This is a genomic window from Enterococcus sp. SMC-9, from assembly GCF_021011285.1.
GTDB lineage: Bacteria > Bacillota > Bacilli > Lactobacillales > Enterococcaceae > Enterococcus_C > Enterococcus_C montenegrensis.
Genome location: NZ_JAILYE010000006.1, coordinates 143,999 through 156,784 on the forward strand (window position 1 = coordinate 143,999; position 12,786 = coordinate 156,784).

General features: G+C 37.4%; 11 protein-coding genes. All 11 read right to left on the reverse strand.

Annotation, left to right across the window (positions count from 1 at the left end):
* Window positions 1–201: 201 nt before the first annotated feature.
* The 11 genes from K4422_RS10710 to K4422_RS10760 all read right to left on the reverse strand — a co-directional run bounded on the left by K4422_RS10710 (window position 202) and on the right by K4422_RS10760 (window position 12,766).
* Window positions 202–1,068 carry an NmrA family NAD(P)-binding protein gene (locus tag K4422_RS10710; RefSeq protein WP_230711090.1) on the reverse strand — a complete coding sequence of 289 codons (867 nt, stop codon included), beginning with the start codon at window positions 1,066–1,068 and terminating at the stop codon, window positions 202–204.
* Window positions 1,061–1,492, reverse strand: coding sequence for a MarR family transcriptional regulator (locus tag K4422_RS10715; protein WP_206903324.1), 432 nt, complete (start codon window positions 1,490–1,492; stop codon window positions 1,061–1,063). The genes K4422_RS10710 and K4422_RS10715 overlap by 8 nt, the downstream gene beginning before the upstream one ends.
* A 164-nt stretch (window positions 1,493–1,656) precedes the next feature.
* Window positions 1,657–2,328, reverse strand: a complete 672-nt coding sequence (gene lepB, locus K4422_RS10720) for a signal peptidase I (protein WP_230711091.1) — start codon at window positions 2,326–2,328, stop codon at window positions 1,657–1,659.
* A gap of 12 nt (window positions 2,329–2,340) precedes the next feature.
* Complete coding sequence (lepB, locus tag K4422_RS10725) at window positions 2,341–2,946, reverse strand: signal peptidase I (RefSeq protein ID WP_230711092.1); 606 nt, start codon at window positions 2,944–2,946, stop codon at window positions 2,341–2,343.
* A gap of 10 nt (window positions 2,947–2,956) precedes the next feature.
* The gene (locus tag K4422_RS10730) at window positions 2,957–3,616 is read right to left on the reverse strand and encodes a hypothetical protein (RefSeq protein WP_206903321.1); all 660 of its coding nucleotides are present in this window, start codon (window positions 3,614–3,616) and stop codon (window positions 2,957–2,959) included.
* Window positions 3,617–3,628: 12 nt separating this feature from the next.
* Window positions 3,629–4,720, reverse strand: a complete 1,092-nt coding sequence (locus K4422_RS10735; RefSeq protein WP_230711093.1) for a DUF916 and DUF3324 domain-containing protein — start codon at window positions 4,718–4,720, stop codon at window positions 3,629–3,631.
* 90 nt (window positions 4,721–4,810) lie between these two features.
* A complete protein-coding gene (locus K4422_RS10740) occupies window positions 4,811–5,596 on the reverse strand; it encodes a WxL domain-containing protein (protein WP_230711094.1) in 786 nt (261 codons plus the stop codon).
* Between the two features lie 19 nt (window positions 5,597–5,615).
* Window positions 5,616–6,380: a WxL domain-containing protein gene (locus K4422_RS10745; protein ID WP_206903318.1), complete on the reverse strand. Its 765-nt coding sequence runs from the start codon at window positions 6,378–6,380 to the stop codon at window positions 5,616–5,618.
* Window positions 6,377–6,736, reverse strand: coding sequence for an LPXTG cell wall anchor domain-containing protein (locus K4422_RS10750; protein WP_206903317.1), 360 nt, complete (start codon window positions 6,734–6,736; stop codon window positions 6,377–6,379). Before K4422_RS10750 ends, K4422_RS10745 begins: the two co-directional genes overlap by 4 nt.
* A 17-nt stretch (window positions 6,737–6,753) precedes the next feature.
* Window positions 6,754–10,938, reverse strand: a complete 4,185-nt coding sequence (locus K4422_RS10755; protein WP_230711095.1) for a pectate lyase-like adhesive domain-containing protein — start codon at window positions 10,936–10,938, stop codon at window positions 6,754–6,756.
* 70 nt (window positions 10,939–11,008) lie between these two features.
* On the reverse strand, window positions 11,009–12,766 hold the full coding sequence (locus K4422_RS10760) for a glucosaminidase domain-containing protein (protein ID WP_230711096.1): 1,758 nt from the start codon (window positions 12,764–12,766) through the stop codon (window positions 11,009–11,011).
* Between the last annotated feature and the right edge of the window lie 20 nt (window positions 12,767–12,786).

Sequence of the window (12,786 nt, forward strand, 5' to 3'; positions counted from 1 at the left end):
TATGTTAAACTATCCAATTATCGAAATAAAAGCCTGCCATATAAAAAGAAAAGTGACAGTTTTGAATTGTAAATAATTTATCCGTACAATTTATTTGATCATGTTGATTCTTCATTACAATTTCAAATATAAAAAAACTTATCCGATTTTTTCATATAAGTTTTTTCGTTATTTAATTCCCTAGTGATCACTAAGTTTTCTTTATTGCCAAGCGGCAGCATTTTTTTTGACAAACGTTGCAAAGCTGCGAGGATTTTTACCCATGATGACATTAAATGTATCCGTGACTTTCTTAGCTGTTCCTAGGCGTGTCATCATATAAAGCATCCCCATCACTGTCGCATATTCTTTGTCTAGTCCGCGAATGGTGATCCAATATTTTTTAGCCAAACGTGGCGCAAGATTAGCGTAAGAAATTTTGCGCTGTAAAACTTCACTTAATGTGTCTGCAACTTGATCGTAGTCGATCGCTTCACTACCTGTGATGGCATACGCTGTATTTTGATGCTTCGCTGGGTTAGTCAAAACTTTTGCTATCAATTCACCAATATCTTCAGCATCAATAAAACTAGTTAATGCTTTTTTAACTGGTACAACAATTTTATTGAAATGTTTAATTTCAAAAGCGTGTACACCACTTAGATTTTGCATGAAAAAACTAGGGCGAATATGGCAATAAGGGACGCCAGATTTTTCAATATATTTTTCAATTTTATAATGAGGAGGCACAGGATTATGTTCAATCCCGATCAATGATAAAAAGCTAATTAATTTGATTTTACCGCTGTTTTTTAATGTATCAATAAAAGGATATAAATCAGCGGGATTGCCTAAATGAGGCGGGCGCATGATAAAGACTGCTTGTACATCTTGCAACGCTTTTGCATAGGTCTTTTCATCCATAAAATCAAAGGGGACAACGCGGACATTTTCATTATTGCCAAACATTTTTGTTAACGTGTCTGGATGTGTCCCGGCAGCTGTCACTTGCTGGCCATTTTTTAATGCATATTCTACGACGTACTTGCCGACATTTCCCGAAGCTCCGGTTACTAAAATTCTACTCATGATTCTTTTTTTCCTCCACTAAAATTTCGTTAGCACGTTCTAACAAGTCAATAAATTCTGCAAACTTTTCTTTTCCCATTTTTTCTTGCAACAATGTCATTGTTTTAAAGTATTCTGTATATGCGCTCTCCACTAATTCAACAGCTTTTTTCGTTGGAATTAAGCTAAAACTGCGCTTATCTATCATCGACTGTTCTTTTACAATATATTCTTGTTTTAATAAAGAAGTCGTCATATTAGTGGCCATCGCTTTTGTCACATTAAAAAACTTTGCCACTGCATTGGGTGTCTTCTCTCCTTCTGTTTTAACTAAATAGATCAACATTCCCATCTCACTAGAACGAATTGGTAAATTTTTTTTCACGTTAACATTCATGCGACAAAAAAGCGCGATTTCTTCTGAAGCGTGTATAAAATTATCCATCACTATTTCTCCTCACTAATTTAGTACATCTAATTTACTAGATGCGATTATAATACACTTGATGTACTATTTCAACATTAATTTCAATATAAAAAAAAGACTAAGCTCATTAGCCTAGTCTCAAAAGTTCTGTATTTTAAATTATCATACTATTAAAATATTGTTCAGTGTACCCAGCCAATTTTATCGAATGGATAAAAACGTAATTTCATAACTCCTTCGATTGCGTTTTTTTGTACAAATCCAATAATACGGCTATCTTCAGAGTTTTTGCGATTATCCCCCAATACAAAATAAGCATTTTTAGGAATCTGTGTCTGATTCCGTAAATTGTCAGCAAGTTTTTTATCTAATTCAAAAATCTGCGTACTATCCGGCAAGTTAACTGAATATCGAAGAGCATCGTACTCTGTATCAATATTTTTTTGGTTAAATAAATACAAAGTTGAGCCCTGAACAACAAATTTATCACCTGGAACACCAATCACACGCTTAATATAAGTCTTGCCTTGTGAGTCATTGCCGTCTGGTGTAAACGTCACAATGTCATAGCGTTGGACTTCTTGTGTTCTTTTTATTAAAATTCGGTCTCCATTATGAAGCGTTGGAATCATAGACTCACCAACAATTTGATGCGCTTTAACATTTATTAAGAAAAGAACACACACTACTATTGTCATTAACAGTAAGAATAGATCCCAGTATTTTCGTATTTGTTCTTTTCGCCGACGCTGCAAAATTAGCTCTATTTGCTCTGAGGTCAATTTTTTTCGCATCTTTTTTTTTGAAGCCACTTGCGACACAATTCGAGGGTTTTCTTGTTTTTTTTCTGTCATAACTTTCAACTCCTACAATTGCGTCATACGGGAAACTGGTAAAAATATTGCTGCGCCAACACCAAGAATATTTTCCTTTGGTACTAATCCGTAATCCCGACTATCAACACCAAAACTACGGTTATCCGCCAAAACTAAATAATAATCAGCGGGAATTCGTTGATTCTTTACACCTCTAATATCACTGGTAGTAAAATCTGGTGTCAGCTGATACGCTTTATCTTTTGCTGCAACTAAATCATCACTTAAAAAGCGTTCGGGTATTTCCCGCGTACCTACGTACAAAATATCTTCATGATAGCGAAGTTCTTCTCCTGGTAAACCAATAACACGTCGAATCGATTGTTGCTTTCTTCCTGGAACTTGAAAAGCAACGATATCAAACCGCTCAATCTCCTTATACTTTCCTAAGATCAACCTGTCTCCCGCTTGCAAATTTGGCAACATGCTGAAGTCATTCACTGTCTGTATTTGAAAAAAAATAAAGAATACTCCCATAACCACTGTAACAAAAATTCCAAAGGTAACAAATAAATCTTGAAGGTAGCGCCTGCGCCTTTTTTTCCGGATGCTTTGCGCAAGTAGTTGTAATTGTTGTTGATTTAATCTTTTTTTCATCAGTTCCCTCCTATTCTTGTTGGAGGGCTGATTTATCTACTTTAAAGTGATTAAAAACTTGTTCTTGAGCAGCTTGCGTTCGCTTAATGTCGTTTAAATAGCCGGAATTAACTTCCTTATTTTTTAGCTGTTTGATGGAAAGTCCGGCTAAATTGATACCCAACTGCTTCATTCGTGTATACAACTGTTTCAATACCAATTTTTCATCTTTTCCTAAACGAGGTTCCGGAACATTCGAACCATAACTAACTAAACGAGAAGATAAATCGTAGATTGTGCTTTGCGCTTTTTTTTCGTTACTGGTGGTTGATAGTTCTTTTAACTGTTTTTCCAATTCTTGAACAATGAAGTAGCCTTGAACAACATTTTCAGAATCCGTTGCCGTTAAGCTTGTGGATTGGTAATAGCGGATATAATAGCTTCCACCTGCGAATACTATTGAAAAAATCACAGCAAAAATCACATTATTTCGATTTTTACTTACCTTATCCATCAAATCAACGCAATAGCGCAACCAAGCCCGACGTTGTTTTTTGCTGGGCTTCATTGCGCTGACTTTATTTAATTTCTGCTGGTTGGTTACCCAAGCAGCAATCGAAATAAACATAAAGATAATTGCAAAAATTGCAAGGGAGAGGAGGATTATAAAAAGCCAGTCTAGTAGTTCCATCACTCCTCGCTCCTATCTTTTTTTATTTTTTGCAGCTAACTTTCGCTCGATTAATTTCTTCTTTTCACGCTCTTTGTTAATTTTGCGAACAATGAAATAGATGATAAGTAGTAATACTAGTAAACCACCGACAATCATTGCTATCAGCCGCCAATTAAGGCCTGGATCTTGAACCAAAGTCAAATCCCGTGCATTATATTTATCTGCTTCTTCATCAGTAATGGTAAATTTTTGTTCCCACTCCCAGCGTCCGCCTTTTTCTGTCGTTACTAATATTTTAGCACGATAATCTCCAGGTATCATCTCCGAGCCTTCCAAGCTAACAGGAAAATCAATCATCGTATTTGGCGCCATCCGCATTTGTGATTTTTTAGCGTCATATACGACTTCATTTGAATCTCCCTTCATGATTTGAACATCTGTTGTCATATCATCTACAAAAATGGGCTGGATATTTGAATAATTTATACTAATTACATTACGATGATTTTTTGACGTCGCATAAACGCGATTTAATTTCATTTCTTCTTTATTTGTATTTGGATTTTTTTCACTCAATAGCATCCCAGTTAGATAGGCAAACTTGTTAACAACCATCCCTTGTTGACTTTGTGATTTTGTACCTTCTGCATCTTTTTCCTGTAGTAAAATGCCTCCAGCAATGTAACCATCAAATTCAGATTTTGGCATAGTGATGTCAATATTTAAATCTTGTGAAGAATTTGCAGCTAACTTAACTTCTTTGGGTACTTTTACGACGGATTCAAAAGGATACTTCAACGACTTGTCATTTTCAATAGCATTGTTGCTGTACTCGATTACACCACTACTATTAGTCTTTCCTCCATAGGCACCCACTAAAATAGTAATTTCTTTATCTCCAGTATTATGCAGTTTTATTTTGACAGTCTGTTTTTGTTCCGGCTCCATTTTCAAATCAAAGTAGCCGACACCTTTATCAATTTGATTTTCCGGTCGAACAACCTCATATGAAAAACCACCTTGAGCCTCAGCACTATCAGCAGCATAGCTAACTATCGTATTTCCAAGAAATAATCCCATTATGTAGACTAAGATTATTCCCACCCAGGCCTTTTTATTCATGGTACACACCCCTTTAGTCATTAATCAGACGACTGCTTTCATACTGACCACACAAAGCAGTCGTCTGATAGATCAAACTATGTTTCTTAATTATCGCGCATCTTCAATTGTCCACGTAACTTCACCAGTATAGACTCCTGTTAGCATATTAACCGCAGCAGGTACCTCTAATGACACGCCTTTATAATCTTTTTTAGTGTATTTTGATTCATCGTCCTTTTTATCAAAAATAATATCGAAAACACCCCGGCCTTTACCCGCTTCTTTATTTTCTACAATTGTCGTTTGCGTACCTTCTTTAATTTCTGCGCTTGCCGCATCTTCTACAGCTGAAGCCGATGGTGTATTCGTGTCAGCCGTACCATTTCCTGCTTCTAATGTGATTTTCTTATACAATAATGTTGCTCCATCTAAAAATTTTTCTGAATGATCATTATGAGCAAATTGTTGGGTTAATTCTGCTTTAATTGTATGGTGGTTTTCAAATCCATCAGCTCGAACATCCATATATCGAACAAAGTGTGCTGTTTTGAGAGGAGTTTCTTCCTCTCCTTCTGGAGCAACTTTCGTTGTCTCAAATGGCAAAACATCATAAGACCGAGCAGCATTTCCCACTGGTACTTCATTGATATCAAAATCCATTTCTGTTACAGAAACGATTTTCAATGGGTTGGGATCTGGATTAGGTGTTGGTTCCGTAATTTCTGGCCCATCTTCCCCCCCTGGTGTTGGATCAGGATTTTCCGGTTTCTCTTGTTTAAATTCAATATATCCTTTCCCGGCTACATCTGTTGCTGCATGTGCTGCTGGAGCCACCACGCCTAATGCCATTGTTCCCAATAATGCTGCTGTAGTTAATTTTGTAATGTTTTTCATCTTCTTTTCCTCCAATTTTTTATGGTAACTCAGATAAAATCCAAGTCAGTTCCGTTTTGTAAGGCTTACCTATAACTTTTTTAGTTCTTCCAGGTACCGATAATTGAACAGCGGAGTTAAAAAATAACGGTTTATTATATCTAGTATCAATAGTCACCTGGTTGTTGCTATCTCTTCTTGGCTCCAAAGTATTCGCCACACCAGCTGAGTTATGCTGGGAAGCGCCAAACGAGATAAACCAAGTTCCATCCCCCGTACCTTTTTTAGCGTTCGCTATTTCTTGTGTTTCACCAATTTTCATTTCAATAATGTCTTTTTTTACAATTGGCGTTCGACTTTCATCAGAGCCATTTGCCCAAGAGTAATCAAAAGAAAGCATCGCACCATCCAATTCAACTTTTTCATCTGTTGCAAATTGCTTTTCTTGTCTCACGCTTACAGTCCAACCAGCATTTGTTCCCCTTCTGTCAGTCACTTGAATGAATTGCGCCCGAGGTGTCGTCTCATCTTCAAACATCATGGCATTTGCGGCATACATTTGATCTTTTCCATCACTTTTTTGCGTTGCAAAATTTAAACTTGGAACATAATCTAAACGCAAGGGATTGGAATTAGGTGGAATAGGATTTTCCGGTTTTATCGGTATGGTTGGATTTTCTGGATCTGCTACTTGTTGCTTGTCTGTGAACTCTATTTTTCCTGTACCTATTCCATCGCTTTGCGCTTGCGCTGTAACTGGAAGCGTGAATAAAAGTAGTGAAGACAGTAAAATGATTCTTTTCATACTTTGTCCTCCTCCTTTTTACGTTTTTTCCAGAATAACAAGAAGAATAAAGCGATTAATCCAATGCCTAGATACATTAAGCTCTTTTTCACTATTTCACCTGTCGCAGGATAACTTTTACCAACTGGTTTTGGTGTACCAGTTGGTTTTACCACGGGTGTAATGCTTTGAGATTGTCCTGTGGAATCTTGTACTTCATCGGTTCCTTCCTCAAAGATAATTACGCCTTCTGTTGTGACACTTTGAGATTTCTGACCTTGTTCTTCAGCATTCGCTACACTAAAGGATGCGAAAAACGCAAGAAAAATAACGACAGTTGTTACATTTTGTTTAAGACTAAAAAATCTTCGTTTCATTTTTTCTCACGTCCTTTCTACCTTGCGTCCCCTAATGTCCAAAGAATTTCAGCTTGATATTCTCCCAGCTTTTTCACTTTAGAAACAGGTGTTTCAAATTTCAACCCTGCCCCGTCTTCAGTCCATGTATCGCTGATGTTATACTCTGCCTGCTCCTCGGTATGCTTCGCTGTAAAAACAGGCTCGGCTTGATCATGCAATAGTACTGCACTTGTTTCTTCATCGGTTACTTGATAACTTAATACATCTGTTAAAACAAAGTTAGGATCTGCCTCATCACCATTTTTAAGCGTAAAATCTTTGGTTAAAGTAGCTGTTAAGGTCCAGTCTGCTTTTGTCCCGCGATTATCCCAAATCACTAATGGATTTTGATATTGTGGCTTATCCACACGTATATTAGAAAACCAGACTTCATGTGTTTTAAAATCCAGCACCTCTGGATAAGATGAAATAAACAACGTACCATCAAATTCGTATTTCACAATTTTTCCAGTTGAAGTAACTTCGACTTCTGTTTCATCGTCTGGCCTTGTTAAAAGCTGATAATTCAAATCTTCTGCATCTTTTAAGGCCCTAAGAACATCTTGATTTTGTGTTAGGTCTACTTTATTTCCAGGAATCTTGTCACTTATCACAACTGCTGTCACAATATCTTTATCCTTGCTGTCTACAAAACGAATGGTAAGACTATTATCAAAGACATTGATTTCAACATTAATCGTTGCTTTATTACCTGCCTCATCTTCAATATCAATCTTTAAATCTTTCTTACCAGGAGTTTCAACCATCACAGCAAAATCTTGCCCTGCAGTATAGCTTACTTTGATCTTATCTTCAGTACTGACATTGTCCTTAATATTACTAAGAAAAACATTCGGATCACTATCCCGTATGGCAGCTACATTACCAATGTTGATATCCGTTGGTTTTGGATCAGCTGTTGGTGCAGTTTTATCGTTAAAAGTAACTTTAATAGTTTGAGAAATATGATCTTTGCCATTATCAATTGTTAAAATAATCTCCATCGGTTGTTCTTCATGACCGCTATCAACAGTAACGTTTGTATCATCGATACTAATTTTATCGAAATCAGTAACCGGAGTAACTACGCCGCCAATCATTTCCAAAGCTTGAACTTCTCCTTTATTTAGGATGAAATCTTTCAAGGTATTGTTAGCGTCAGCCTCTTCCCATTCACTTCGATCTATACGGAAATCTTGTCCTGTTATTGCGACATCACCGCTCACTTCTCCTTTAACGACATGAATTGGAACATCAATTGGCTCACTCGTATTCTCCGATTCATCTGTTAAAGTAATCTGTATCGTTTTCTCGCCAACTGTTGCAACTAAATCTGCAATACCATCAGGATCAACTAAGGCAGCCGTAATATCTTCGTTAGCCGAAACATTATCGCTGTACTCAGATAAGAAGGTTTTTAAATCTGCCCCAGTAATATATTCTGGCTTATCAAGTGGTACTAGTGTTGGCTTGCCTGTTCCAGTTGGTGGAACATCATCGCTAACGGTTACCACGAGTGTTGCAGATAATGGTGCATCTAACCCAATACTTGGATCAGCAGCAACACTAAGTGTCACGGTATAGTCACCAGGCGTTTGTTTAAGACCACCTAAATCTGTAATCTCGATTCGATCAGTTAAATCGACTTTGGCACCTTCAAATAGTTTGAAAGCGGACAAGTTTCCGTGATCGCGAACGAGTTGTTTCAACTCCTCTTCTGTTTTACCAGAAACATCATTGGATTTAACACTAAAGTCCTCACCTTTTAGCTCTTCGCCAAGATCCCAGATAATTAATTTAGAAGTAATCGTACCCCCATTACCAGCGTTATCATATACGATGATATCTACATTATGTCCTTCTTCTGAAGGAGTATTTAATAATGCATTTACTTCATCTGGCTTAGCATAAGCGTAAGTAAAGGTTTGTTCTAATGGATTGGTATCCTGAACATTCTCTACTAAAAGACTTGGATCAGGTGCAGCATCACCGACACTAATAAAGTAAGACTTCGGATCAGCAGTTGGCGCAGTCCTATCTAAGACTGTTTGTTCCGCCTCATCATATTTACCTTCTAAGAAAGCAAATACTTTCACCTTTCCTTCAGCCACTAACTTTTTACCATTAGGAATGGTGTACTCGAAATTACCTGTTACAGGATCCGCCTGTAGAGTGAAGTTGCTTGTGAAATCAAGCTCCTCATCTTGATTAGGTGAATCCATTTCAGCTGGACTTGCAATTGCGTTATCAGCCGGATCCATCGCCGCCTCTACCGTATCATTGACCGGTTCATCCCAAATACGAACATACGCACCCGGATTGGTATTTCCTCGAATAACATAAGAGGAATCATCATTGACATTATCGGTTGCTACACTGTTGATGCTAACGTTTACGTCAGGAATGTATTCAAACAAAACACGTTGGGTGCTATCTGTTTTAAACTCACTCTTGAACGTATTTGCTGCATCTACAGTGAGGGAGGTTGCTTCTTTAACAGTTGAAACTAGACTATTATAAGAGATTTCCATGCCATACATTGGTGTCCAAACCTTTGTAGGAGTATCAGTTAAATTTCCTTGGTTCCAACGGCTCACTTTCTGGATATCAACACCCAGTATTCCGCCATTGCCGCCAATATTTATTAATCCGTTACTTCCACTCCCAATTGTCCCTGTTCTTTGCAAGTTTACTCGTTGCGCATCTGCGAACCGGAACGTAGAACTATTGTTTGAAAAATAAAGTAAGCTTTGAGAATTATTGGTACTATCACTTACAACATTAAATATCCCTTTCTTTTTCACCTCGAAGGTTCCTGTCCCATTTACATAGATGATATTAGAACTTGAATTGGCCATATTTACAGCTTGAACATCAAGAGTACCGCCTTCATCCACAGTCAGCTTCGCACCTGTTTGAAGCCTAATAATATTGGTTGTGGTTCCATCACCATTACTTGTGTGTCCGTCAGATCTCACCGACAAAACTGCATCTTTACCGATTTGCACAGTATTTCCCGAATTCCGTAACGTTATAGCACTATCATTTTTCCTAGGAACAATATCTAGCTTTGCCCCCTCATCCATGATGATACTTCCTTGTAAGTCAAGCGCTACACCTTGATACTCATCTGCTCCGCCTACTTGAGAAGCAACAATTTCCATTTTTGAGTTTTTCCCCATGGTCAGGGAACCATTGTTTTCTAAACGAACATTACCAGCCTGTAAAGTACTCATCTCAAAAACAGCATCTTCAGCAACATGTAAATTGGTAATAAGCATGTTATACTGATTGGTTGCATTATTTTCCCATGAAATAACGTTTCCATCTGCATCTGTTCTAAGGCCTGAGGTAAATGGACTTTCTTGTTTAGTAGAAACTTGGCCTTGAATCTCAACATCCGTATAAGGAGAATGAATCATTTGATTTCCAATATTCGTCAAATCTTTGTACGTGATTTTACAATTTTGTTGAATATTGTTACTCAAATCATTCAATGTCGTAAAGCCATAGAAGTTTCCATGATAAATAGTTCCATTTTGCCAAGTAATATCCCAATTTCCTCTACTACCGGCTCCGGTTATATTTGCATCACGAAAAATAATACATACACCACCAAAATCGATAGTGCTACCATTCAAATCGACAACTAGCTTTCTGGCTATACCAGCGGGCTGCATCCTGGGATAGGTTGCTCCTCCGCTTGAAGTTGAATAATCTCGTCCAATATAGGTGTTAGCTTCTGCAGTAGATGCAAACCCTTCCCGTAAATCAGTTGGGATAGCAAAGTCATTTTTAACAACGATACGATCCACAGTAACTGTACCAAATGCTTTAACTAATTCTGCCCAGTTTGTGACTTCAGCAACCACTTCGTCAGCTTGAACGCCAATATTCAATGGCTGAATAGCGTTATCTGTTTGCAAAGATTTTTCATCTTCATTAGTAAGATTATCCGAGTTTTCAGAACCTTCTATTATATTTCCACTAGTTTCTGTTGTTTCACTGGTAGCTTTTAACGTTTCTTCAATTGGCGAACTTAACATGCTAGAACTTTCAAAAGTAGTCACTGTTTGCTTTTCTTGTGCAAACAACGGGTGTAACCAACTCACAGAATTGCCTACCACTAACAACCCAACAATCATTACTATTGCAACAAACAATTTTTTCTCTATTTTCATTCAATTCTCAACTCCTTTCTATACTAATTTCTGCTCATTGGAGAAAGGCAATGGGCGTTATTTTCAATCACTAAATAGTGATGAAACCTTGGCTAAGCGGATCATTCAACCAAGGTGTTAACCGCAGTTGTTGTCCTTCGTAGATTAAATAGCTATTTAAATTATTCCATCTTCGTAGCGACTGAACCGATATCCCAAAACGTTTTGATATCTTAGCTAACGTATCACCACGTTGAACACTATAAAAACCAGCAGGACGTTCTCTGTAGGCCTTGACGGAATAATTTTTGAAAAAGGGTGTGTTCAATCTCAAAAACAGATCTTTTCCTGCTGGCTTACTAAAATGCTCAAGGTTCATATCAAAATATCCTGTTGCATAATCTAATTTCTCTTCTTCTTTCAGCCGAATTGTTTTACCAATATCTAGTACTTGTCCCACTGTTATAAGGTAACTGCTTAAATCATTGTGTGAAACAATTTGATTAAGCGGAACTTGATACAAGCGACAGATTGAAATCAATGATTCACCCACTTGAACCTCGTGATACACAGTTGCTTTGTTTTCTATTTTTCTTGTTTCTTTTTGTTTCCTTTGTATTTTGGTTGGTGTAGTATTTCTATTTCTAACATCTGCTACCTCATTTTTTTCACTTAAAATAATAGTAGAAGCAATATTTTCAATTTTTCCATTGGGTGTATCATAAATGGTCAAATTGTAGGCTTTAATCAAACCATTCAGCTTTGCAGCATAACTAGTATCGGTTGCGTAGCGCCCCATTAAAAATCGAGTGGCATCTTGATATGTTTGTGTATTACTTTTCCACACACCACTGTAAAAGCCATGATTATAAGGCAATCCCCCCCGAATCAGATGAACGTAATCTTCCAATGACTCTTTGTATGAAGGGTACTTTCTAAAATTTGCTCGAATAGTAAAATGATTGCCACTTCCGTCATCTTCTTGCGTTGCAAAATTAACACTTGTCCCATGATAGCTTCCCTTAATACCAAATAAATTATAATTAGGCGGGCTTGCAAGCGAACTATTACCTGACGCACTTTCTAAAATTGCTTGCGCAATCATCACCGATGCGTATAATCCGTGCTTTTGCCCTAGTCGCCTAGCGTCTTCCCCAATAACCTGAACAAAGCGTTGCGTTGTGAAATTGGGTGAAAAAGTGTAACTATTTTCACCGATGTACTCGTTACCGTTGATTCCACTTGACTTGTTTGTAACTTTTGTAGGTATGAAGGAAGCCTGTTTTTTAGATGATGGATAAGCACCAACTTTTTTACTTTTGGGACTCGTTACTTTAGTCGTTTTCTTTGCGATTGAACCCTCACTTTGTTTCGTAGCAGATACCGGGCTATTTTTTTCAATGGCAGTTGGTGAACTAACTTGGGGTGAATTTGTATTAAAATTGGAATCAGATGTTGTTTTATCACCTTCATTGCTTGTTTCAGACGACTGTTCCGTTGTAACACTTGTAGTTTCAGATGAAGCGGATTCTTCGGGTTCTTCGGATTCCGTTGTCGACTCGTTTGTTTCCTCTTGAGATTCTTCCATTGCGTCAGAAGAATCCTGATCCTCTTTCACTTCAGCCGTTTCATCCTCTTTTTCTGCTTCATCTAATTCTTTTGTTTCATCTGTTTTATCTAACGCTTCACTACTTACGAGGGGAATTTCCATTTTATCGTTTTCACCCTTCTCATCTTGACTACTAAAATCTTCATCAAGATTTTTAGCTTTTGTCTGCTCTGCAAAGAACGTTGTAAAAGAAGAAACAGCAAAAAATGTACCTGTTAAAAGTGCGAATGTTTTTTTCATGGATATCCCCCTCACTTTGT